Here is a 22805-nt window from a genome sequence, read left to right on the forward strand (position 1 = left end):
AAACTAAAAAGTCGCACTGCAAATTAAATCCGCAATACGACCATCTTAAATATATATTACTCTTTTTTTCGGAATAATGAAAACCCTATAATTGTAACTCTTTGTAAGTGTCTTTCCGATATTCACGTATAGTATCTTCTGCCTCCGCAATAGCAGATTCAATTGCAAGCTGCATTAACTTCTCATATGGCTTCCATGTCATTCTATAAACATCTGCTGACATCTTATAAGCCGTAATCCCTGCATAATAAAGTCTACCCTGAGCCGTAAAGTTTTTTTCAAGATCAGGATTTAAAGAAAAATCGATAACCATACGAGCAATAAGCCATGCCAAATGGTGAATAGCAATATATTCAGGTTCTCTTTTTTTATCATTTTCAGCTTCTTTTAACATAATTAAAGCTAAATGATTTCTTATGAATTTATAGTCCTCTTCTGATTTTCCATTATAAATAATTAATGAAGACACTGATTTAGCTAATTGGGTCTCCATTTTAGCAATTGCCCCCAATCTATCTTGATAATTAATAGCGTCTTTACTAGGTGTATGTCCAACTCTTGAAAAGTCCAATGATTGTGCTGTTAAGCCTCGGGATAACCATTGAAATTGAGTAAACTGATTCATAATACTAATATCAATATTCATTCATTAACCCTCTCAAAATATGCACAATCACGATCATTACTAAAATCGAAAAAATAAAACCCAATCCAAAGGCAAAACCTCTTCGCATCCATTCAACCACTGCCCCATGGTTATATTCACCGACCAACCATTGCATCAAAAACTTAACAGCAAAATAGAAGGCAAATGAGGCAACTATTACTAAAATAATTTGCTCAGTTTTCATTACATTAAGCCCTCAGTACATTTAAGTATTAATAAGCGCCCATAAAGTTCTATACCCAATAAGCATTTAAAGTTCTTTTTCTGTAATTTCAGTTCATAAGCAAAATTTTTATTACTCTTGATAGGTAACTCTACATTCGTCAAATCTTTAAAATTACTTAGAATTTTTTTGTGATTAATTCTAACATCCAGAGTTTGACAATAATGCTGTTCAACAAGATGATTCATTATTCACCCCTAAATTTTCAAGTGACTGTCTTAAAACATTCCAATCAAGTAATGAAGCTTCTGATCGCCCATGATAAATCCGATAAAGCTGATGAGCTGTTAATGCATAACCAGAATTAGCTGCTAAGAAATCCCAAGATTGTCCGAACTTATTAACAAATATTTTTAATAAAGCTTGTTGGTCATTTAAATATGCTGTCGTTTCTTTAATTGATGAATGAATCAATAAGTTTTTTGATGTAACACCTGAGTCCATATAACTTTTGCCGTTATACTCATCTTTAATAGACTTCTCCCTCCCCTGTTTCAGATAGCCTTGATTCTCATTCTTGTTTTTAATCAAGTTAATTTGATTACCTTGAGCCACCCATTCTGCTAATTGGATAGCGAGTTCATTACGCTGTTTAGACTTAAGAAAAACATTTGAATAACTTATTGAATAATCATGCTTAGTAAGTTCCAATTTAGCATTCATAGTTTTGCTCCTAAACGAGTATCTGCCCATACACATTCAATTTGAGTTAATCCCCCATGTTGAAACCGAGACCAAAGGCGATCACCTAAATCAGAAATCAAGCCATGAATAATTGTGCCTATCCGATCCTTAGTATCATTAAGCGCAAAATTTGAAATAAGCATTGTTGCTTTATCTGCGTCATAACGCGCATATAAGACCTTATGAACCACTTCTTTACGTTTTTCGCGATCATGCAATCCATACTCATCAATAATGAGTAAGTCATATTCTGTATAACGATAAATAGTATTTTTTTCACTATCACCCTGACGATACCAAGCTCCCATGATGTCATTTGCTAACTCTTCACTGGTGATATAACGAGCTGTTTTGCCATTCTTAAGTAATGTTCTAGCCGTCGCACATGCAAGATGTGTTTTACCTGTCCCAGTTTTCCCCACCATAACCAGATTCGTTACCTGTCCTTTCATAATTCGTTCGGCGTAAGCTGCACAACTATTAAAAGCAATAATTTGTCCTGGTAATTCACAGCGATAATTATGGAACCCAGAGTTTTTATGACGTATAGGTAACATTCCACCTGCTAAATGATTTGCATAAACCATTTTTCTAACGGTTTTACTATGCTTGAGATTAGACTCAGTTACTTTATTGACAGCACACGTTGGACAGATTTCTAAACCAGCAATCTTGACCTTTTTCTCCAAATGAATAGAGCAAATATTTAACCCTGGTTCGAAGGAGTGATTAATTTTTGTCATTACATTCATACAAATTTTCCTCCCAACTCCAATGGCTTAATACTTTCGTCATATTCTGGCTGTTGGTATTCAAAAGCTTGATTTACATTTCCATGTATTCTTGAATTTAAATAAATTGACTTCGTTGATTTAGTTTTTGAAGCTTTTAACTTTTCAAACTTTTCAAATATCCATTGAGCAAACTTGCTGTGTCTTTGACTATCAGTTAGATATCGTGAAGTTTCATGGTGAGCATTGAAATTACTCAAATGAAATTCAAAATCATCCATAGATAAGATTTCTTGCACTTGCTGAGAATATTTAGTCTTTTTCAAATAAGTAGCGAGATGGTTTAAATCAGGTCTCCAATCCTCTGATTTCATAACGTTCGTTAAAATTACTTGAGAGAGAATTTTTTCCTGTTCCTGTTCTTGCTTCTGTTCTTGGCTTAAAAGAACCTTGTTAGGGGCTTCTTTCTCAAGATAACTATTATTCTTTCCTTCACGTCGATGCGTCATACAAAAGGCTTCAAAGTATTTATTATAAAAATCTTCTAAAAATGGATTTGACGGTAATGAGTCATAATCCTTTTGAATACCTTTACAACGGTTATCACTCTCCTTCAAAGATTCAGCAACCTGAAAACGAGCCATTTCATGTACCCAGATCATTTCTGAAACATTGTCATAACTACAGAAACCTACTTTACATGCCCATTCAAGCCCCTTCTCTGCTCCTTCTAGCCCCAAACCAGTTTCATGAGCTATATATAAAAGAGGCATATAATAAAGACCAAGCATATTTGCATGTGGACTGGTGATTAAATACATAGCCACGATAATGGACTCGGGACACTCTCGTAATTGTTTACCAGTTATACCTGTCCAGAAGTGTGGAGAAACCTTCCCATAGTCACGCATTGGTATTTAACTCCTTTAAAAGAGTTTTAAAGGAATTTAAATGGTAAAAGATTTTATTTTCCTTACCCTTACAATTAATCGATTTGTTTTCACCACAACATTGTGATAAATTTATTTTAAAATTCATTGTGATTTCCTAATTAAATGAATTAACTAAAAAGTCTGATTTGCCGATCAGGCTTTTTGCTTTTTAAATTAAGTATGTAAAATTTCTTTTCACTGTTTGATAAAATCTAGTTAAAAAACCTTTTCAATCAAACCGATACCAGTCATTAAAAAAACTCCTAAAAACTTAATATTTATCTAAATCTTTAGTGCAAAGATTAACTTGTAATATTCTTCTCGAACTCTTTTAGCGTTGGGCAAAGTTGATATGCTTTGAATCTCCCATTACTTACACACTCAGCCCGTAAAGCAATTTTTTCAGACATTTGACTTTTACCCGTTAACCAAGCATTAACCGAAGGTTGCTTAATAGAAAGGGCTTGTGCCGTTTTTGTTTGACTCCCGAAAAAGCTCACCAGTTGGATGTAGATTGAAATATTATCTATATTCATAACTATCAAACCCCTAACTTGATAGTTAATTTATAGTTTTAACTATCAAAAGTCAATAGTTTAGGTTATTTGATTTTAATAGTTTTAACTATAAAATCAGATACAACGATTTTAAGGTTAATATCATGTCTGATTTAGCAACTCGTCTAAAAGCGGCTCGCTTAAAAGCAGGAAAGAGTCAATATGAAGTCGCTGAAGCGGTTGGTATTAAACAACCGACATATCAAGCGCTGGAAACAGGAAAAAGTTTAAAGTCAGCATTTCTTCCTTTAATTGCAAAATTTTTGGGAGTTGATGCTTATTGGCTAACAACTGGTGAAGCTGAGGATTCGTTTAGTGAAGACGATTTGGTCAAACCAGTTATAGTAAATAAAGAAAATAATGAATATGTATGGATAGAAGTAGCTGAGGCTAATTTTTCATGTGGCACAGGTGAATCAATTGAATTTCATTTTGATGCTATTAATGGAAAAATTCCTTTTCCATCTTCTTTTTTCAAGGAAAAACATGTAGCTCAAGATTGTATGCGCATTATCAAGGCTAAAGGCGATAGCATGATGGACTATATAAAAGATGGCGACCTTGTAGGTATAGATATATCTCAAACACAAATTATCGATGGTGAAATATATGCTGTATATTTTGCTGGTGAAGGTATGCTAAAACAGATCTTCAAAGAAGAAGATGGGTCTTTAATTCTCCATAGTCTTAACGAAAAATTTAGAGATCGACGCGTAACAGAAGAAAATGGTAAAAACTTTAGAGTAATGGGTCGACAGTTCTGGAGAGCTGGATAACCCCTCCATACACATAAAGTTTAATAAAAAAGCCACAATTAATGTGGCTTTTTTATTAGCAACAAGAAAGTAAAAGTTAAAATTATTATTTTGATAGTTAAAACTATTGACTCAATTAATAGATAAAACTATATTTAACTATATATTCTTTGACCCGTATTCACAATAAGTCCAATTTCAACTTAATAAGAGGTAATTATGAAAGAAGATATAACACACAACTTGAACTCCCCTCACAAGTCTAGCCACGAACAAAATTTATGGTTCTTAAATTTTAAAACTAATGTTTTGATTACAATAAAAATGTTAGGCTTCTTGTCAATAGGATTGATCATTTGGTTTATCGCAGCTGTTATTACAGTGAAATTTATTACTACCACCTAACAATAGATATGACTTTCCTCTAAAACCTGGTAGTTTTCCACTATAGAGTACAACCCCCAGTATCCCTTTTTGTTCTGTATCAATGTATAATTCCCATCTATTCAAAAGGTGCTGAAATCTTTTCAGTTCCTTTTTTATTTTCTAGATTTCAAAATTACTTGTTGATTTGATCAACACAACTGTAATTTTAGGCATTTTTAAGTTTTATAATATGTATAGACCTTATGGAAAATTAATCCATATAAATCAATATCTTAATATTATTCTATCAAGTATAGCGAGTACTTACCATTCAGCTATCTTAAACATTTATCTCAATTTTATAAAATTCCGACTATTTTACTTGGTTTATTAATCATTATCGCTCAAAATATACCCCTCTTTCATAATGTGAGAATTTCATGACTGATGCTTTGGTTTTAAGAGATTTGTCCAAAACATATCGTAATGGTTTTCAGGCGTTAAAAGGTATTAACCTCACTGTGCCTGAAGGTGAATTTTATGCGTTGTTAGGCCCAAATGGTGCCGGCAAATCAACAACCATTGGTATTATCAGCTCCCTCACGAAAAAAACCGCTGGAACAGTTGAGATTTTTGGGCACAATCTCGATACCCATCCATCTCTGGCAAAACAGCAGCTTGGCGTCGTTCCCCAAGAATTTAACTTCGGACAGTTTGAAAAAACATTCGATATTTTAGTCACTCAAGCTGGCTATTACGGCATTCACAAAAAGATTGCAGAAAAACGCGCCGAACATTATTTAGAAAAACTCGGTCTGTGGGAAAAACGCAATATACAAGCACGTATGCTCTCTGGCGGTATGAAACGCCGTCTGATGATTGCCCGTGCCATGATGCATGAGCCTAAACTTCTCATTTTAGATGAACCCACTGCTGGTGTAGATATTGAATTACGCCGTTCTATGTGGGATTTTCTGACCGAAATGAACGAAAGTGGTACTTCTATTATTTTAACGACTCACTATTTAGAAGAAGCAGAAATGTTGTGTCGTCGCATTGCGATTATTGACCGCGGTGTAATTAAAGAAGATACCAGCATGAAGAGCTTCCTTAATCAGATGAATGAAGAATCATTTATCTTCGATTTAGCCGAACCGATTGGGCCGCTTCAGTTAAACATTATTGGTGTAAAGTTTAACTTAATTGATAGCAATACTTTAGAAGTAACAATGGATAGAGCGCATACATTAAATGACCTATTCCAGCTATTAGAATCTCAAGGTATTCGTGTTCGTAGTATGCGTAATAAATCAAACCGTTTAGAAGAATTGTTTGTCAAAATGGTCGAGAAAAATCTTGAAGGAGAGGCAAAATGAATTTTAGCCAACTACAAATTGCTCTCTGGACCATAGTTCGTAAAGAAGTACGCCGTTTTCTACGCATTTGGCCCCAAACCTTATTACCACCCGCAATTACAATGAGTTTGTACTTTGTCATTTTTGGTAATCTGGTGGGTTCACGCATTGGACAAATGGGTGGCGTGAGCTATATGCAATTTATTGTACCCGGCTTAATTATGATGGCTGTCATTACAAACAGTTATGCCAACGTCTCTTCCAGTTTCTTCAGTGTAAAATTCCAAAAAAGCATTGAAGAACTCATCATGAGCCCTGTGCCACTACATATTATTTTGTGGGGCTATGTGATTGGTGGTATTTGCCGTGGTGTATTAGTTGGTACAATTGTGACTGCAATGAGCATGTTCTTTACCGACCTTTTTATACACAACTGGTTCGTAACTATATATACAGTCTTAGTTACCTCGGTTCTTTTCTCATTAGGTGGTTTTATTAATGCAGTCTATGCAAAATCATTTGATGATATTTCTATTATTCCCACCTTTGTTCTTACACCTCTAACTTATTTAGGTGGTGTGTTTTATGCCATTAGTGCACTTGGTCCTTTTTGGCAAAAACTTTCTTTAATTAACCCTATTGTGTATATGGTCAATGCTTTCCGTTTCGGCATTTTGGGTCATAGTGATGTGAACGTTACGTTCTCTTTAATCATTGTGACATTATGCTGTGCTGTACTTTACGGAATTGCTTACTATTTACTTGCTCGTGGTTCAGGAATGCGTGAATGAGTGTCGAACAGTCTTTATTGGGTAAAGAAACCCAATATCCAACTAACTATCAACCTGATGTTTTATTTCCAATTGCCCGTGCTCAGTCTCGTGAAGCTTACTCGCACATTGAAGGTATTACGCAAGGTAAAGATTGGTGGCATGTTTTTGAAATCTCATGGTTAAACGCTCATGCTATCCCGCAAGTTGCAATTGGCAGAATTACATTGCCTGCTTCTTCACCAAATTTAATTGAGTCAAAGTCATTAAAACTTTACTTCAATAGTCTTAATTTCACTCAATTTGATTCGAAAGAGTCGTTCATTGAAACGGTTGAAAAAGACCTCTCTACGGCGGCTGGTGCAAAAGTTGAATTAACCCTATTTCAGGTTGATGATTTAGATATTTCTAAACCTCAAGGCATTTGTATTGATGATCTAAACCCAGAGCGTTTAGAGCAACATCCAGATGCGACTCTTTTAAAAAGAGATGAGTCTGATGAAGAAGTTGAAATTGAACTGTATTCTCATCTTTTGAGAAGTAACTGCCCAGTCACAGGACAACCAGATTGGGGTACAGTTTTTATTCGTTTTAAAGGCAAAAAACCTTGTTATCGTAGTATTTTAGCTTATATTATCTCGTACCGTCAGCATAACGGCTTTCACGAACAATGTGTCGAACAGATCTTTGCCGATATTTGGCAAAATCTAGAGCCTGAAAAGCTGATGGTTTATGCAACTTATACTCGTCGCGGCGGACTTGATATTAACCCTTGCCGAGTATCGGATCTTTCATGGATGCCAAAACCGATTCGATTGGCACGACAATAAAACGAATAATTTGAGGATATACCATGCCGTTTTTTGGTTTTACCCCTTCAGAAGGCTTATTGAACGATATACAAACTGGAATTGCGAATAAAAATTCTAGTGAACCTTTATATCCACTTCGCGATAAGATTGCTTTACAACTCAATGAAGAAATTATTGATAATGTCTTAATTCAGTTAGTTCAGCATTTTCCTGCGAGTGAAAAACGCGATACTGCCGAAAAACTTGCTGGTTATGTCAAATCTACAGTTGCTGTTCTTTTAAAGCAATTGCTAAGCAAAGCACCAAATGATGTGGTTAAACAGTCAGTAGAGTTTTCTGAAAAAAGCTTATTTAAAGACCCACAAGGCCAATATAAAGTAGGCGTAAATTTAGATGCAGGTTTAGTAACTAATCTTAAGCATAACTTTACTGAGCTTGAAGCAGGCAATGACATTAATAAAGCTGCGTTAGCTGAATTATATAAACAGTTCGGCGATGCCATGATCAAACACTTCATGTCTGATTTTAATAAAACATTAGACCTAGGCATGATTAAGCGTAAAGCAGCCGATATTGGTGCAGCAGCCGTAACTAAAGCTGTTCACATTGCAATCGACAAACTGATTCCAAGCTTAAATCGTACTGAACTTAAAGCGATGGCTGAATACCATGATGGTTTATTCTTTAACTAATAAAAAATAGACTATCGGAAACCTAGCGAAAGCTGGGTTTTTTTATTGCAAAATATTGATATACATTGCCATTAACCACGTTTATGTTAGCATGCGCCAAGCACTGATTGACCTTAGTTAACGCCGCATGTCTCCTAGTCCACAATATAAATTTTTACGCCAAGCTCCTCGAGATGGTCTTAGCACCGCTATGCAACCGTCAAAGTGGCAACAACTCCATGTTGACCCTTGGTTATGCCTATTTCTGCTCTTAAATGCGTTATTAGGGTTAACCGTACTCTATAGTGCTTCTGCACAGGATGTAGGGTTAGTCAGTAAACAAGCCATGAGTTTTGGTATTGGCTTCATCGTGATGATTGGTTTAGCCCAAATTCCGCCCAAGGTCTATCAAGCTTTTTCACCATATTTTTATTTGTTTGGCTTATTTTCACTTGTGGCAGTCATGGTGTTTGGCGAAGTCCGAATGGGTGCTCAGCGCTGGATTGATATTCCCGGTTTCGGAAGTGTTCAACCCAGTGAGTTCATGAAAATCGGCATGCCCATGATGGTCGCATGGTTTTTAGCACGTAAGCCTCTTCCCCCTAGCTTTTCACAAGTTGTTTTATCACTAATGTTAATTGGTATTCCTTTTTTATTAATTGCGGAACAACCAGATTTAGGAACATCAGTGTTAGTGCTAGCAAGTGGCATATTTGTTTTATTTTTAAGTGGACTATCGTGGCGTATGATCGGTGCTGCGGGAGCTTGCGCTGCGGTCATTATTCCGATTGCTTGGGAATTTCTTTTACACGATTATCAACGTCAAAGGGTTTTAACGTTGCTTGATCCAGAGGCAGATGCGCTCGGTACAGGTTGGAATATTATTCAATCTAAAACTGCAATTGGTTCGGGTGGTTTTTCAGGTAAAGGATTTCTTGAAGGCACCCAATCACATTTGCATTTTTTACCCGAAGGTCATACCGACTTTATTATTGCCGCGTATTCCGAGGAGTTTGGACTCATTGGCGTACTTATTTTAGTTATTCTTTATTTTGCTATTATTTTTAGAACATTCCAAATCGGTTTACAAAGCTTCCATAACTATGGACGTTTAGTCGCTGGCGCCTTTGGTTTGTCTTTTTTTGTTTATGTATTTGTAAATGCGGGAATGGTCAGTGGTATTTTACCTGTAGTAGGTGTTCCTTTACCTTTTATGAGTTATGGTGGAACAGCTATTATTACTTTAATGGCCACCTTTGGTTTAGTCATGTCCATTCATACACATCGATAATCTGGAATTTTAAAACGATATGTTGTCTCAACACTTAAATAAAACTTTAAAAATGCTCGCTTTGTGTACTGGTTTAATCAGTACAAGTCATTTCGCCCAGGCCAACGATTTTGCAACACATCCTGATTATTTAAATTTTAAACAAAAAACCATGAGCGCTTATGGGTTAAGTGGCGATCAAGTTGATGCCGCAATGAATGGTGCAAAAAATTTACCAAACATTCTAAATATTATGACTCGTCCAGGTGAAAGCAAACCTTGGTATGACTATCGTTCTATGTTTTTGGTTGAAGGGACAATTCAACGTGGTGTCCGATTTAAAAACCAATATGCAGATGCTTTAAACCGCGCTGAACAACAATATGGCGTTTCTCAAGCTGTCATTTTGGGTATTTTGGGTGTCGAGACAGGCTATGGCGCAAATAAAGGTTCTTTTATTACACGTGATGCTTTAGCCACCCTTGCTTTTGGGTACCCTCGCCGTGCTGAATATTTTGGTGATGAGTTAGCTGCTCTTATTGCATGGACTTATAAAGAAGGCTACCCAACAAATAGTATTGTAGGTTCCTATGCAGGTGCAATTGGCTATCCACAGTTTATGCCGAGCAATATTAGTAAATATGGGGTCGATTATGATGGTAATGGACACATCGATTTAAGAAACTCTGCCGAAGATGCAATCGGTTCAATCGCAAACTACTTAGCAAAACAAGGTTGGCAACGCGATCAACCTATCGGATTTATGGCGCGTTACACGGGATCAAATCCGGAAAGTGTTATTGCTAAAGATTTAACTCAGCCTTTTCCATATGGTGCATTAAAAACACTAGGGATTTCACCATTAAATCCTTTAGTTAAAATTGATGATCTGGATATGGTGAATGTTATTCAATTACAAGACTATAACGGTCCAATTTACTATTTAACTTACCCGAATTTTCAAGTAATTACGACCTATAATAAGAGCCGTATGTATGCTACTGCTGTATGGTTATTAGGTACTGAAGTGGCTAGCCGATAGGCTAGCTTTTTTATGAGTTGTGTAAAAGTCAATAAATATTTTTGTTAAACAGTTCACAATGTGCACAAATTTAATTTCTTGTTACACTTTTGGTTATTTTTTAACCCATAACTGTAAGTTTTTGCCCTTTTTGTAACGATTTCTCGTTAAAGACTAGACACTCTCCGTAAGCGATGAATATTATCCACCCCAATGTAGCAATTGCAAAAGTGAATAATAAGACATGTTCACTTTAAATTTCAGTCAATCGCTGAAAGAAAAAAGTACATGTTCTCAGGAGTTTATACAAATGCAGTTATCGCTGAAATACGTTCTTGCACTGACGGCTAGTTTAAGTATGGCCCCATTGCACGCTGAAATGGTGCAATCCTCATCATTAAATAGTGATGTAGATGGTTCTAATTTAGCAGCTCGTGTATTGAGTAAAGATACTCAAAATTTTAATTCTCGTTTTTCTAATATTAACAGTCTTTCAATCACTGAACGTTCTGGCGATCAAATCCGTCGTCAAGCGATCGCAGCAAAAATTGAAATCCCTGAAGATGAGCCTTCAGTGATTGAAAAACTTAACACAGTAGCCTCAAACACTGTTCGTAAGTTTAGCCAAACTGGTATGGCATCGTGGTATGGTCGTCAATTTCATGGCCGTAAAACAGCAAGTGGTGATACCTTCGATATGAATGCTCTAACTGCTGCTCACCGTAGCCTACCATTGAACTGTTACATCCGAGTAACCAATAAAGACAATGGTAAAAGTGTGGTTGTAAAAGTAAATGACCGTGGTCCTTTCCATGGCAATCGTGTACTTGACCTATCATACGGTGCAGCTAAACGCCTTGGCATTACCAATGCTGGAACTGCAAAAGTAAATATTGAACGTGTTGATGGTCCAACTTCATAAGTTATAGCCTCTAGAGTTCATGTAAAAAGCCGCAATTTTTTCTGCGGCTTTTTTCTTTTTCAAACTTTAAAAATAATTTCTAATTTAGGTTAAAAAAATTTTCTTTTTTAGCCCTTCTCCAACCTTAAATTTGCATATTTTTTACACAAAAAATCACCTTTATTTTCCTCAAGCTAATTTAGCCTCTAAATTGCGCTTAGCACGACTTTATTAAATTTGCGCTACCCTAGTACCATTTTCCTAAAATTAGGGCTATTTATGGCGTTTTTAGAGTAGATGAGTAGAGCCTTTTTATATAATTTTCCCACCTATCTCAAAATTACACTTTTTTTGATGATTTCATCATCTAGTAACCAATAAAAAATATTCTGAAAAATTGCATCATTCTCAAGGTTAGATTGAGTACTTTTTCTATAATCTAGGCATTACGTTTTTCTCATGATTTTTTTAAACACGTATTGCGAGGTTTCTATAGTTGAATAGTATCGGTTTCTTGTCGCTTAACCGAAGAACAGGATAAAATATAATCAGAAAAAATAATTCAAAGTTAAAACAAGGAGTGTGTCATTAATGAAATCCGTTACAGAATGGTTTGATGAATATAGCGAAAGTCATCAGAACCCAACCAATAAAAAAATTCACTGGCTTTGCGTTCCTGCCATTTTATTTTCTATTATTGGAATCATTGCCCATTTCAGCACCTTACTCACTGCTCTATTACTTGTACTCACTTTAGTATTTTATGCCCGTTTAGATCTTGTACTTGCTGTTGCAATGGCTGCTTTACTGGTTGTTATGGCATGGCTCATTTATACCCTACCTGTAGGAGTAGGATTTTATATTGCTATTTTTGTGATTGCTTGGGTCGGACAGTTTTATGGCCATAAAATTGAGGGTAAAAAACCATCTTTCTTTAAAGATTTACAATTTCTACTCATTGGCCCAGTCTGGTGCATGGATGCTTATCTCGGGAAAGTCTTACCTAAATGGAAAAGCAGACAAAAACACGCTATTTCCTAAATGTTCAATTAAAGCTGGATCATTTCGATTCAGCTTTTTACATTTTAGTAATTTATTAGAAAATTTATAAAATAGAAAAAAATCAAACTGGCAATAACACTTAAAAGCACCCTCTTCAGATAAAAGGCAATCGCAACACAAAAGATTGCTGCATAAATATAAGGATTAGCAAGAATTCCTTTTAAATTATCGCCCTCAAAGAAAATTATTGGAATACATATTGCGGTTAATAAACAGGGTGCAGAATAATTAAGCATCTTATTCATAATAAGAGGTAATTTAACTTTAACATTGGGCTCTAAAAAATAATAACGATTAAAAAAGACGATTACTGCCAAAGCTAAAATCATGAACCAAGACATATTATTGCTCCTTACCTATTTTTTCAGTTAGCACAGCAACCAACATCCCTATTAACCCTGAAAGTAAAATCGCTCCTTCAACCTGATAAAATTTAAAGAAAAATCCGCTTAAACAAGTCATTAACACACCCACAACTACAGGTAAGCCCTTACATAGCGGCACTATCATGGCAATAAAAATAGCCACAATTGAAAAATCTAAATGATAATTTAGTAAATCAGGAATCACTGTTGCCAGAAGTATTCCGACCAAGCTAAAAACCACCCAGAATAAATAAAAAGACAGACCTGCACCCAACAGATATTCTGGCTGTCTTTTTTCACCGGATGCACACACCGCAAATAATTCATCCGTTAATAAAAAACCCAAACTTAATCGTTTCGAAAGAGACCAAGCAGAAATGTCATTCCTTAAAGTTAATGCATAAATGAAATGCTGAGCCGTTAAAAAGAAAATCGTCACATAAATTGTAAAAGCGGATGCACCTTCCATTACCATGCTTAAGCTAACCAATTGAGCTGCCCCAGCAAAGACAATTCCTGACATTGCAAGCCCCTTATAAAAAGATAAACCGGCATGAATTGCCATAGATCCGGCTAAAATTGCCCATGGAATAACAGAAATTGATAATGGTAAAATATCCATTGCACCGCGCAAAAAAAGATAGGATGGCTTATTTTTTGAAGACCCAACCGACTGATGAAGCTGAATATTCATATATAGAAATCCAATATAAGAAACACCTCCACAAGATGCGTGATAAGACGTGATTTATATTGAATAAAATTGCTGTAAATAAATTTTTAATAATTTAGTTATTTAGACTGACTACATATTGAGTTGGGGTCACTCCCATTGCTTTTTTAAAGTGACGATTAAAATGGCTTTGATCAGAAAAACCACATTGCTGTGCCACCATCGCAATTTGGTCACCCTGTTTTAATAATTGCCTTGCTTTTTGTAAGCGTGCTTGAACAAGCCAGGCATGAGGTGGCAAACCTACATATTTTTTAAATTGTCTTAAGAAATGCCATGCACTTAGACCCACCATGTCGGCCAAATCTTGTAAAGAAAAATTTGTTTCAGGCATTTCTACCAGCAACTCTTTAACTCTTAATATTTTTGAATATACCTCTGGCAACTCACAAAAAGTATGATTTGATTTACTATGTCGTTTCATTAAGCAGGCTAAAGTAGACAAATACATTGTTTCTTTAAGCAGGAAATTATCTTTTTGTTCTAATAAATCAAATAGTAAACAAAGTTGTTGGGCCAAACCCAAGTCACGAATAACAGCTTGAGGAAACCAGGGTGCCCCTCGGGAATTTTCAAAAAAATCTTGGCTGACTTCTGCTAACATTTCAGGTGTGGGATAAATCGCCCGATATCGCCAACCCGACTCAACAGCAGATGAACCCGTATGAATCTCATCAGCATTTACTAAAATAATATCGCCTTTAGGAGCTACATGCAGCTGGCCCGTCCTAAAAAAAGACTGTGCTCCCTCTTCAATCACACCAATACAATACCCTTCATGAGTATGCTTCGAAAATTGAGTTTGGTGATAATGTGCTTTCATTAACTCTAGACCGCCCAGCTCTCGCACATGCAGATAATCGGCTTGCTCCCGCTGCATAAATACGTCTCATCTATTCATTAAAAAAACCATAGCATGTTTTAAGAAACTGAATAGAATAAAATTGCTCTATAAAAATAATCTCTTTATTCGTTTATTGGTAGATTTGCCCATCATGTTTGAGCCAACCGCTTTCATGACGATTTTGTGGATCTCGATGTGTCCAGTGTAATACACCACCTTTAGGGTTATATTCGTATTCGCCATAAAACTCTACCACATCACCTTTTCTTAAATTAGAAATTTTAGGTGCTAAATCAATATTATGTGCGACTAAAATTGAAAGGCCATTTTTTAATACAAGAATAAATTTCTGGTGTCTTGACCCATCATTATCATCTCTTAAAATTGCTTTTACTCGACCATTTCCCTGCACTTGAACATTACTACGTCTCTGCTCATAAGCAGCTTTTATAGTGTCCACCCCATGACTTGATAATGTAGTTTCAGTGGGCTGAGCTTCGGGTATAGTGGATGGTGATTGACTTTGCTTATGTCCAGATAAATCCAGGCCAAAATATGCAGCAATCAATAAAATTATGACACCACCAATACTGAGATTCTTTTTATTTGTCATTGCATGCCTTTATTTTAACTGAGATAAAAAAAGCCCCGATGGGGCTTTTTTTATTGTGATACGAATTACTTCGCAGCAGCTTGAGCAGCAGCAACTTCTTCAGCGAAGCTAAGTTCTGCTTTCTTCTCGATACCTTCACCAACTTCGAAACGTACGAAGCTAGCAACATTAGTACCAGTTGCTTTTAATACATCAGCAACTTTTTTGTCGTTGTCGATTACGTACATTTGACGATCAAGAGCAACTTCGTTCAAATATTTATCAACTGAACCAGTTACCATTTTCTCAACGATGTTAGCTGGTTTACCAGATTCTAACGCTTTCGCTTCAGCAATTTCTTTTTCTTTAGCGATAAGGTCAGCAGGAACAGCTTCTGCATTTACAGCTACTGGGTTAAATGCAGCAACGTGCATTGCAATACCTTTACCAGTATCAGCATCACCAGTATAAGAAACTACAACACCGATTTTTAAACCGTGTTTGTAAATAGCCAAGTTTTCGCCTTCAACGATTTTCGCACGACGAACTTGAATGTTTTCACCGATTTTTTGAACAAGCGCAATACGAGCTTCTTCAACTGTTTGACCGTCTGCTAATTTTAATTCAGCGATTTTAGCAGCATCAGTTTCACCAGCAGCTAAAGCAGCAGTAGCAACAGCTTTTGAGAAGTTAGAGAAGTTTTCGTCTTTAGCAACGAAGTCAGTTTGACAGTTAACTTCAACTAAAATTGCTTTGTTGCCTTCTTGAACGATTGTGATTGCACCGTCAGCAGCAATGTTACCTGCTTTTTTAGCAGCTTTAGCTTGACCAGATTTACGAAGGTTATCAATAGCAAGCTCGATGTCACCGTTCGCTTCTGTTAATGCTTTTTTGCATTCCATCATTGCAAGACCAGTACGGTCACGTAATTCTTTTACCATGCTTGCAGTAATTGCAGTCATGTTGATCTCCTAAAATCGGTAGAAAATAAATCTTTTCAACAAAAACGGCCCAAAGAAACTCTGGGCCGTTTGCACTCTCGACGCTTAATTTGCCACCATTACATGTCGCAAAAATGACAAGCCTGCGTCAAAACGCATTAAGCCTCAGAAGCGTCTTTCGCAGCGTCGTCGCCTTTTGCTTGAGCGTTCGCTTGAGATTGAGCGTATTCTTTACCAGCAAGAATTGCATCAGCCATAGCTGAAGCATATAGAGTTACTGCACGGATCGCATCGTCGTTACCCGGAATAACGTAATCAACGTTGTCTGGGTTAGAGTTTGTATCAACGATACCGATAACAGGAATACCTAAGTTCTTCGCTTCTTTGATTGCAATCGCTTCGTGATCAACGTCGATTACAAATAATGCGTCAGGTAAACCACCCATGTTTTTAACACCGCCTAAAGAGCGCTCAAGTTTTTCCATCTCACGAGCACGTTCTAAAGCTTCACGTTTAGTAAGCTTAGCAAAAGTACCATCTTGAGATTGAGTTTGAAGATCTTTTAAACGGTTGATAGATTGGCGAAGTGTTTTCCAGTTCGTCAACATACCACCTAACCAGCGGTGATCTACATATGGTTGACCAGCGCGTTGAGCTTGTTCACGGATGATGTTAGAAGCAGCACGTTTTGTACCAACGAACAAAACTTTGTTCTTTTTGCTTGCTAATTGGTTAGCGAAGTTCAAAGCATCATTTAACGCAGGAACAGTGTGCTCAAGGTTGATGATGTGAATTTTGTTGCGCGCGCCAAAAATGTATTGACGCATTTTTGGGTTCCAGAAACGAGTTTGGTGACCAAAGTGCGCGCCTGCTTGAAGAAGGTCACGCATGCTTACGTTGTAATCTGCCATTTTCTTTACCTTAAAGTTGGGTTAGGCCTCCATATATCCGCATTCTCCACCCTTTTACAGGCACCCAGAGTAATGTGACGATATATGTGCGGATTTTTTACTCCATCTATCAAAATTGTTCGTAAAATATATTCACGAAAAGCATTTGATAAAATGGGCGGCTATTTATACCATAGACACTTGTAAATTACCAAAAGTTTTTAGAGATCATGAACAGTACTTATACAGCTCCACGTCGATTAATCAAAACTCCAGATGAAATTGAAAAAATGCGCATTGCAGGACGACTGGCGGCTGAAGTTCTAGAGATGATCAAGCCCTATATTAAGGCAGGTGTAAGTACACTTGAACTTGATACCATTTGCCGTAATCACATTGAAAATGTACAGCATGCTATTCCTGCCTGTGTCGGCTATGGTGGTGCTCCTGGACGCCCTGCTTTTCAGCACTCTATTTGTACTTCGGTTAACCATGTTGTCTGCCATGGTATTCCTTCTGAAAATAAAACTTTAAAAAATGGCGATATTCTTAATATTGATGTGACTGTGATTAAAGATGGTTATCACGGCGATACAAACATGATGTATATCGTTGGCGGAGAAACTTCTATTTTAGCTAACCGTCTTTGTAAGGTTGCCCAAGAAGCGATGTATCGAGGAATGGCAACTGTTAAAGATGGTTCATATTTAGGTGATATTGGCCATGCAATCCAAAAATATGTTGAATCAGAACGTTTTAGTGTAGTGCGTGAATATTGTGGTCACGGTATTGGAACTGTTTTCCATGATGAGCCTCAAGTATTACATTATGGTCAAGCTGGTACAGGTATGCGTCTGGAAGCAGGTATGACTTTTACCATTGAACCTATGGTAAATGCGGGCGTCTGGCAAACTAAATTATTAGGCGACAAATGGACTGTTGTAACGAAGGACCATAAACTTTCAGCTCAATATGAACATACTATTTTAGTCACTCAAACGGGTATTGAAGTTTTAACTGCACGACCTGAAGAAGACTTATCTCGCTTCAACTAATAGTTTAACAAACTTAAATAAAAGGCTGCTTTTTGTAGCCTTTTATTATTTATTATGTACTTTTCATTAAGAAATCTTTCCAAATATAAACAAATATTTCAAAAAAATTACAATTATTAATTTTTAATACACAATCATTTTAATAAAACGCGGTATGGTTGGCTCAATAAAAATCAGTAAACAAATGTTCGGACATGGAGTCCTTTTATGATGAAAAAGTCATTATTTTGTATGACAGCTGCCTTTTTTGCCCTGCCAACAATCACTAACGCTGCTTCTCCATATTTTAGTTTAAAGGATGGTGATGGCTTCAAACGTTTTTCAGTCTCTGCTGGTCCTTTATATGTTAAACCGACTGGTAATGCTCAGCCTTTTAGAATTAACACTTCTGTTAAAGAGAATGAGCAATCAAAAGTCGGAGATATTAAAGTCAAAACTATTCAAGATAATATTTCAGATAGTAACAGTAACGTAGTGCTTGAAAAGCTCATCGATGTTATTGGTCTAGGTACAGATACGATCCCTTCTTGGCTAAGTGGGACAGCTCAAGTTCGAGGATTGAGTCAATGGGATGCTGAAAATACTGGCTTAGAAGCAGATGATGTTACGACCTTAGGTCTCATGAGCAATTACTTTTTTACAGATAATGTCTCATTAGAATTAAAAGCTGGGATTCCACCTAAAGTTGACTTGCAAGGAAAAGGGAAAATTTATGCGCCTTTTTCAGCCACAGCTAAACCCGCCGGTGGAATTCTTGGATCTATGGAACTTGAAAATAATCTTTTCATTACAGATCTTGAAGGACATGGGAGTGCCGCTTCTGCACGCGCTTGGACACCAGCATTTGAATTTCAATATCACTTCGGCAAAACTGGTGTAAATAAATTTAGACCTTATGTTGGACTAGGGGTAATGTACGCCTATTTCAGTGAATTAGAAATGAACCCAGAAATTGAGAAAGATTTAGTCAATGCTGGTCATATGATTGTGAATATTAAAGATGGTAAAGCAGGTGCTGCTTTAGAAAGAAAAACTAGCTCAGGAGATCCTAAAGTAGAACTTGAAGCTTCAGATGCTATTGCTCCTGTAGCGACTTTAGGTTTCACCTATGACTTTAATGATAAATGGTATGCGGTTGGCTCTGTTTCCTATGCTCACTTAAAAACAGATACGACGATTACCGTAAATGATGCTAAGTATGGTGAATTAATCAATGCAAAAGCAGATATCGAAATTAACCCAATTTTAGGTTATGCCGGTGTCGGTTATCGCTTCTAACTTCTGTGCCATATAAAGCTATAAAAACTGATGCGCGTTTTTATAGCTTTCTTTTAATTTCTCCCATCTAAAAATTGCTTCTTTTTAAATCAAAATGCTAAAAAAACGAGCATATTTAATAAAAACTACAGATAAACCAACCTTCCTTTATCCTTATTACTGTTCACCCGCCTTGTTGATCTTTTTAATTATTTTTATCTTCACAAACTAACTTAATAAAATTAGAAAGTAATTTTTCCTTTTTAGTAAAATTTATTTTTTGGCACGCCCTTTGCTTTATTCATTGCATGATGAATCAATGATGATTCAATGAATACACCAAGACGGCCAACGATGTCCGCTCTGATCGGTCTGCAGATAGGCAATAAATTGCCATGCAAATTAAAATTTCGTTCAGTTCAGGGGGACGGCGTATGTCTTCAAATATCAAGCTAGATGCAAAAAAAGCAACTGAGATTAAATTATTCAGTTTTTCAACTCCAGCAATGCGTGCTTTCCACATGACATGGCTCGCTTTCTTTGTCTGTTTCTTCGCATGGTTTGCATGTGCACCATTAATGCCCGTTATTAAAGGTGAGTTTGGCTTAACAAAAGATCAAATTGCCAATATTAATATTGCTGCTGTTGCAATTACGATTTTAGTACGGCTTATTGTCGGACCACTTTGTGACAAATATGGCCCACGTATTACGTACACAACCCTCCTATTGGTCGGTAGCATTCCTGTATTCGGTGTAGCTGCTGCCAATAGTTATGAATCTTTTCTATTCTTTCGCTTACTTATTGGGGCTATTGGTGCAAGCTTCGTCATTACCCAATATCACACAAGTGTGATGTTTGCCCCGAATATAGTTGGGACAGCAAATGCAGCAGCAGCTGGTTGGGGAAATGCTGGCGGTGGTGCAACGCAAGCTTTGATGCCTTTATTACTGGGTGCAATTGTGATGTTTGGTGTTGAGCAGACCATGGGATGGCGCGTTGCATTAATTGTACCTGGCGTAATGATGGTTATTGTTGGCATTCTTTACTGGAAATTAACTCAAGACTGTCCTCAAGGAAACTTTAAAGAAGTTCGTGCACAAGGTATTGAAGTCGGTAGTGGTAAAAAAGGTGGTACGGCAATTTTAATGCAAGCCGCTCGTAACTATCGTGTCTGGATTTTATTTTTGGCGTATGGGGCAAGTTTTGGCATTGAGATTTTTATCCATAACGTTGCAGCAATGTACTATGTTGATCAGTTCAAAATGGATTTAAAAACCGCTGGTTTAACTGCCGGGATCTTTGGTCTACTGGCATTATTTGCTCGCGCACTGGGTGGCATCATTTCCGACAAAGTGGCACTAAAAAAGGGTTTAGATGGTCGCACCAAAGTACTTGTACTTATGATTTTGGGTGAAGGTTTATTCTTAATACTCTTCTCACAAATGAATGCTGTTGCGCTCGCAATTATTTCGATGACTATTTTTGCACTATTTACTCATATGGCATGTGGTGCAACTTACGCACTCGTACCATTTATCGATCGTAATGCATTAGGTGGTGTCGCAGGTATTATTGGTGCAGGTGGCAATGTGGGTGCCGTCGCAGCTGGTTTCTTACTTAAAGGCTTACTTGATGTTCAAACTTGCCTATTTATTTTAGGGGGGTTGGTTATGGTCGCAGGCTGTAGCGTAATTTTGATTCGCTTCACAACCGAACATAAAGAAAAAGAACAAGTTCTTTTTGAACAAGCATTACTCGAACGTAATTCCGCAGCTTAATTTTTCGAAGAAGCAGAGACCAAAATGATTTCTGCTTCTTCAATTTTCTGATCATAAAACGCTACCCTTACGAACTTTTTAATTCTTCTTAAATATTCTTTCCACATATATCGATATTACTCGATATATCTTCTACAATAAATGCTCACATTATTATAACTTCCCATGAGTCATGACTAAAACTGCCAATCAATTTTCTCAACCCCTCATTTATATGTTGATTGGAAGTGCTCTTATTTTGGCACTTTCTTTAGGCGTTAGGCATGGTTTCGGTCTCTATCTTGTGCCAATGAGCCATGAGTTTGGCTGGGGCCAACATGTTTTTAGTCTTGCAATCGCCATGCAGAACCTGATCTGGGGTGCAGTTCAACCTTTTACCGGCGCAATTGCAGACAAATATGGCAGTAAAATTGTGGTTGCTGTTGGCGGATTGCTTTATGCTCTCGGCTTACTCTTAATGGCTTTTAGCTCAAGCATCTTAATCTTAAATTTAAGCCTAGGATTGATTATCGGCTTAGCTTTATCAGCTACCTCTTTTACAGTCTTACTGAGTGCAGTAGGTCGAGCTGCTCCGCCTGAAAAAAGAAGTATGGCAATGGGGATTGCAAGTGCAGCAGGTTCTTTCGGTCAATTTATTATGTTGCCATCTACCCTTCTCTTACTCAAAAATGTTGGATGGTCAGCTGCTCTCATAGTCAGTGCGCTATTAATTGCTCTTATCATCCCCCTAGCGTGGATGTTAAAAGGCCCTAGCACTCAATCACCAAAAACAATTGCTAAGCCTCAACTCACATTTAAGCAAGTACTTAACATTGCCAGAAAACATAAACCCTTTTGGTGGTTAGCTTTAGGCTTTTTAGTATGCGGTTTCCAAGTTGTATTCTTAGGTGTCCATTTACCCGGCTATTTAATTGATCACGGCTTTGACGCAGCTACGGGTACTGTATTTCTTGCTTTAGTCGGATTATTTAATATTGTGGGGACTTACGGTGCAGGTTGGTTAGGAGATCGTTTCTCAAAACCTAAATTATTAATGGCACTTTATGGTAGCCGTGGCATCGCGATCATTGCCTTTTTGCTATTACCTTTAAGCACTTATACTGTATATGCTTTTGGAGTCATTATGGGGCTTTTATGGCTCTCTACAGTTCCGCTCACAAACGGCATTGTGGCAAATATGTTTGGGGTAAAGTACCTATCGATGCTAAGTGGTATTGTGTTTTTCACCCATCAAGTCGGTTCTTTCTTTGGTGGATGGCTTGGCGGTGTTAACCATGATTTAACAGGTAATTACGATGCGATTTGGCTCTGTTCTATAGCCTTAAGTATACTAGGTGTTATTGTACATTTCTTTGTAAATGAGGAGGCTGTTATTCATGATGCATAATGCCTTACTTTTGAAAACAATTGTGACTTTCCTCATCATAGCTCTTCTGGTTTTATCTATCGTTTTATGGAAACAAACACCAGATTTATTTGAATATTTTAACCAAGCGTTTTGTCCACATTAGTATGATGAAAAGCTGAAATCATAGTCTGGATTGTCATAAAAATATAAAAAACCTATGGT

At 36.8% G+C, this 22805-nt stretch carries 25 protein-coding genes; 13 read left to right on the forward strand and 12 right to left on the reverse strand.

Going from position 1 to position 22805, the window contains the following annotated elements; all coding sequences use genetic code 11:
* Positions 1-85: 85 nt before the first annotated feature.
* From OD757_RS03040 to OD757_RS03065, 6 genes are all read right to left on the reverse strand, one after another.
* On the reverse strand, positions 86-646 hold the full coding sequence (locus OD757_RS03040; RefSeq protein WP_263030820.1) for a hypothetical protein: 561 nt from the start codon (positions 644-646) through the stop codon (positions 86-88).
* Positions 636-851 (reverse strand): hypothetical protein, encoded by a 216-nt coding sequence (locus tag OD757_RS03045; RefSeq protein ID WP_263030821.1) that lies wholly within the window; start codon positions 849-851, stop codon positions 636-638. The genes OD757_RS03040 and OD757_RS03045 overlap by 11 nt, the downstream gene beginning before the upstream one ends.
* A 210-nt stretch (positions 852-1061) precedes the next feature.
* A complete protein-coding gene (locus tag OD757_RS03050; protein ID WP_263030822.1) occupies positions 1062-1553 on the reverse strand; it encodes a hypothetical protein in 492 nt (163 codons plus the stop codon).
* Complete coding sequence (locus OD757_RS03055; RefSeq protein WP_263030823.1) at positions 1550-2326, reverse strand: ATP-binding protein; 777 nt, start codon at positions 2324-2326, stop codon at positions 1550-1552. The genes OD757_RS03050 and OD757_RS03055 overlap by 4 nt, the downstream gene beginning before the upstream one ends.
* Positions 2323-3216, reverse strand: a complete 894-nt coding sequence (locus OD757_RS03060) for a hypothetical protein (protein ID WP_171429507.1) — start codon at positions 3214-3216, stop codon at positions 2323-2325. Before OD757_RS03060 ends, OD757_RS03055 begins: the two co-directional genes overlap by 4 nt.
* 323 nt (positions 3217-3539) lie before the next feature.
* On the reverse strand, positions 3540-3773 hold the full coding sequence (locus OD757_RS03065; protein ID WP_263030824.1) for a helix-turn-helix domain-containing protein: 234 nt from the start codon (positions 3771-3773) through the stop codon (positions 3540-3542).
* 125 nt (positions 3774-3898) lie between these two features.
* On the opposite strand from OD757_RS03065, the gene OD757_RS03070 reads away from it, so the two are divergent.
* From OD757_RS03070 to OD757_RS03110, 9 genes are all read left to right on the forward strand, one after another.
* Entirely contained in the window at positions 3899-4570 is a 672-nt protein-coding gene (locus tag OD757_RS03070; protein ID WP_263030825.1) for an XRE family transcriptional regulator, read from the forward strand.
* A 785-nt stretch (positions 4571-5355) separates the two neighbouring features.
* A complete protein-coding gene (locus tag OD757_RS03075; protein WP_263030826.1) occupies positions 5356-6291 on the forward strand; it encodes an ABC transporter ATP-binding protein in 936 nt (311 codons plus the stop codon).
* Positions 6288-7061 carry an ABC transporter permease gene (locus OD757_RS03080; protein ID WP_009389974.1) on the forward strand — a complete coding sequence of 258 codons (774 nt, stop codon included), beginning with the start codon at positions 6288-6290 and terminating at the stop codon, positions 7059-7061. The genes OD757_RS03075 and OD757_RS03080 overlap by 4 nt, the downstream gene beginning before the upstream one ends.
* The gene (gene queF / locus OD757_RS03085; protein ID WP_204389143.1) at positions 7058-7870 is read left to right on the forward strand and encodes an NADPH-dependent 7-cyano-7-deazaguanine reductase QueF; all 813 of its coding nucleotides are present in this window, start codon (positions 7058-7060) and stop codon (positions 7868-7870) included. Before OD757_RS03080 ends, queF begins: the two co-directional genes overlap by 4 nt.
* Before the next feature lie 23 nt (positions 7871-7893).
* Complete coding sequence (locus OD757_RS03090; RefSeq protein WP_005307108.1) at positions 7894-8544, forward strand: hypothetical protein; 651 nt, start codon at positions 7894-7896, stop codon at positions 8542-8544.
* A gap of 127 nt (positions 8545-8671) precedes the next feature.
* Entirely contained in the window at positions 8672-9814 is a 1143-nt protein-coding gene (gene rodA, locus OD757_RS03095; protein ID WP_263030827.1) for a rod shape-determining protein RodA, read from the forward strand.
* Positions 9815-9833: 19 nt separating this feature from the next.
* On the forward strand, positions 9834-10835 hold the full coding sequence (mltB, locus tag OD757_RS03100; RefSeq protein ID WP_009389972.1) for a lytic murein transglycosylase B: 1002 nt from the start codon (positions 9834-9836) through the stop codon (positions 10833-10835).
* A gap of 289 nt (positions 10836-11124) precedes the next feature.
* Entirely contained in the window at positions 11125-11736 is a 612-nt protein-coding gene (locus OD757_RS03105) for a septal ring lytic transglycosylase RlpA family protein (RefSeq protein ID WP_003650639.1), read from the forward strand.
* Between the two features lie 570 nt (positions 11737-12306).
* Positions 12307-12756, forward strand: coding sequence for a DUF962 domain-containing protein (locus OD757_RS03110; RefSeq protein WP_009389973.1), 450 nt, complete (start codon positions 12307-12309; stop codon positions 12754-12756).
* Positions 12757-12800: 44 nt separating this feature from the next.
* Here the strand turns inward: OD757_RS03110 and OD757_RS03115 are convergent, their stop codons facing one another.
* The 6 genes from OD757_RS03115 to rpsB all read right to left on the reverse strand — a co-directional run bounded on the left by OD757_RS03115 (position 12801) and on the right by rpsB (position 17163).
* Positions 12801-13118, reverse strand: a complete 318-nt coding sequence (locus tag OD757_RS03115; RefSeq protein WP_263030828.1) for an AzlD domain-containing protein — start codon at positions 13116-13118, stop codon at positions 12801-12803.
* A gap of 1 nt (position 13119) precedes the next feature.
* Positions 13120-13836 carry an AzlC family ABC transporter permease gene (locus OD757_RS03120; RefSeq protein ID WP_263030829.1) on the reverse strand — a complete coding sequence of 239 codons (717 nt, stop codon included), beginning with the start codon at positions 13834-13836 and terminating at the stop codon, positions 13120-13122.
* 94 nt (positions 13837-13930) lie between these two features.
* On the reverse strand, positions 13931-14755 hold the full coding sequence (locus OD757_RS03125; protein ID WP_263030830.1) for an AraC family transcriptional regulator: 825 nt from the start codon (positions 14753-14755) through the stop codon (positions 13931-13933).
* A gap of 94 nt (positions 14756-14849) precedes the next feature.
* A complete protein-coding gene (locus tag OD757_RS03130) occupies positions 14850-15332 on the reverse strand; it encodes a DUF3465 domain-containing protein (protein ID WP_263030831.1) in 483 nt (160 codons plus the stop codon).
* Between the two features lie 65 nt (positions 15333-15397).
* Complete coding sequence (gene tsf, locus OD757_RS03135; protein WP_009389901.1) at positions 15398-16273, reverse strand: translation elongation factor Ts; 876 nt, start codon at positions 16271-16273, stop codon at positions 15398-15400.
* 137 nt (positions 16274-16410) lie between these two features.
* Positions 16411-17163 (reverse strand): 30S ribosomal protein S2, encoded by a 753-nt coding sequence (gene rpsB / locus OD757_RS03140; protein WP_002118204.1) that lies wholly within the window; start codon positions 17161-17163, stop codon positions 16411-16413.
* A 209-nt stretch (positions 17164-17372) separates the two neighbouring features.
* On the opposite strand from rpsB, the gene map reads away from it, so the two are divergent.
* From map to OD757_RS03160, 4 genes are all read left to right on the forward strand, one after another.
* Entirely contained in the window at positions 17373-18197 is an 825-nt protein-coding gene (gene map / locus OD757_RS03145) for a type I methionyl aminopeptidase (RefSeq protein ID WP_004790999.1), read from the forward strand.
* A 207-nt stretch (positions 18198-18404) separates the two neighbouring features.
* A complete protein-coding gene (locus OD757_RS03150; protein ID WP_263030832.1) occupies positions 18405-19475 on the forward strand; it encodes an OmpW/AlkL family protein in 1071 nt (356 codons plus the stop codon).
* Positions 19476-19888: 413 nt separating this feature from the next.
* The gene (locus OD757_RS03155) at positions 19889-21235 is read left to right on the forward strand and encodes an MFS transporter (protein WP_263030833.1); all 1347 of its coding nucleotides are present in this window, start codon (positions 19889-19891) and stop codon (positions 21233-21235) included.
* A 172-nt stretch (positions 21236-21407) separates the two neighbouring features.
* Positions 21408-22622, forward strand: coding sequence for an MFS transporter (locus OD757_RS03160; RefSeq protein ID WP_263030834.1), 1215 nt, complete (start codon positions 21408-21410; stop codon positions 22620-22622).
* Positions 22623-22805: the final 183 nt, after the last annotated feature.

The sequence above is a fragment of the Acinetobacter sp. AYS6 genome (assembly GCF_025630795.1).
GTDB lineage: Bacteria > Pseudomonadota > Gammaproteobacteria > Pseudomonadales > Moraxellaceae > Acinetobacter.

Excerpts from the sequence above, each read along its gene's own strand:
- OD757_RS03040 (WP_263030820.1), bottom strand. The coding sequence starts at position 646 with ATGAATATTGATATTAGTATTATGAATCAGTTTACTCAATTTCAATGG.
- OD757_RS03045 (WP_263030821.1), bottom strand. The coding sequence starts at position 851 with ATGAAAACTGAGCAAATTATTTTAGTAATAGTTGCCTCATTTGCCTTC.
- OD757_RS03050 (WP_263030822.1), bottom strand. The coding sequence starts at position 1,553 with ATGAATGCTAAATTGGAACTTACTAAGCATGATTATTCAATAAGTTAT.
- OD757_RS03055 (WP_263030823.1), bottom strand. The coding sequence starts at position 2,326 with ATGAATGTAATGACAAAAATTAATCACTCCTTCGAACCAGGGTTAAAT.
- OD757_RS03060 (WP_171429507.1), bottom strand. The coding sequence starts at position 3,216 with ATGCGTGACTATGGGAAGGTTTCTCCACACTTCTGGACAGGTATAACT.
- OD757_RS03065 (WP_263030824.1), bottom strand. The coding sequence starts at position 3,773 with ATGAATATAGATAATATTTCAATCTACATCCAACTGGTGAGCTTTTTC.
- OD757_RS03070 (WP_263030825.1), top strand. The coding sequence starts at position 3,899 with ATGTCTGATTTAGCAACTCGTCTAAAAGCGGCTCGCTTAAAAGCAGGA.
- OD757_RS03075 (WP_263030826.1), top strand. The coding sequence starts at position 5,356 with ATGACTGATGCTTTGGTTTTAAGAGATTTGTCCAAAACATATCGTAAT.
- OD757_RS03080 (WP_009389974.1), top strand. The coding sequence starts at position 6,288 with ATGAATTTTAGCCAACTACAAATTGCTCTCTGGACCATAGTTCGTAAA.
- queF (WP_204389143.1), top strand. The coding sequence starts at position 7,058 with ATGAGTGTCGAACAGTCTTTATTGGGTAAAGAAACCCAATATCCAACT.
- OD757_RS03090 (WP_005307108.1), top strand. The coding sequence starts at position 7,894 with ATGCCGTTTTTTGGTTTTACCCCTTCAGAAGGCTTATTGAACGATATA.
- rodA (WP_263030827.1), top strand. The coding sequence starts at position 8,672 with ATGTCTCCTAGTCCACAATATAAATTTTTACGCCAAGCTCCTCGAGAT.
- mltB (WP_009389972.1), top strand. The coding sequence starts at position 9,834 with ATGTTGTCTCAACACTTAAATAAAACTTTAAAAATGCTCGCTTTGTGT.
- OD757_RS03105 (WP_003650639.1), top strand. The coding sequence starts at position 11,125 with ATGCAGTTATCGCTGAAATACGTTCTTGCACTGACGGCTAGTTTAAGT.
- OD757_RS03110 (WP_009389973.1), top strand. The coding sequence starts at position 12,307 with ATGAAATCCGTTACAGAATGGTTTGATGAATATAGCGAAAGTCATCAG.
- OD757_RS03115 (WP_263030828.1), bottom strand. The coding sequence starts at position 13,118 with ATGTCTTGGTTCATGATTTTAGCTTTGGCAGTAATCGTCTTTTTTAAT.
- OD757_RS03120 (WP_263030829.1), bottom strand. The coding sequence starts at position 13,836 with ATGAATATTCAGCTTCATCAGTCGGTTGGGTCTTCAAAAAATAAGCCA.
- OD757_RS03125 (WP_263030830.1), bottom strand. The coding sequence starts at position 14,755 with ATGCAGCGGGAGCAAGCCGATTATCTGCATGTGCGAGAGCTGGGCGGT.
- OD757_RS03130 (WP_263030831.1), bottom strand. The coding sequence starts at position 15,332 with ATGACAAATAAAAAGAATCTCAGTATTGGTGGTGTCATAATTTTATTG.
- tsf (WP_009389901.1), bottom strand. The coding sequence starts at position 16,273 with ATGACTGCAATTACTGCAAGCATGGTAAAAGAATTACGTGACCGTACT.
- rpsB (WP_002118204.1), bottom strand. The coding sequence starts at position 17,163 with ATGGCAGATTACAACGTAAGCATGCGTGACCTTCTTCAAGCAGGCGCG.
- map (WP_004790999.1), top strand. The coding sequence starts at position 17,373 with ATGAACAGTACTTATACAGCTCCACGTCGATTAATCAAAACTCCAGAT.
- OD757_RS03150 (WP_263030832.1), top strand. The coding sequence starts at position 18,405 with ATGATGAAAAAGTCATTATTTTGTATGACAGCTGCCTTTTTTGCCCTG.
- OD757_RS03155 (WP_263030833.1), top strand. The coding sequence starts at position 19,889 with ATGTCTTCAAATATCAAGCTAGATGCAAAAAAAGCAACTGAGATTAAA.
- OD757_RS03160 (WP_263030834.1), top strand. The coding sequence starts at position 21,408 with ATGACTAAAACTGCCAATCAATTTTCTCAACCCCTCATTTATATGTTG.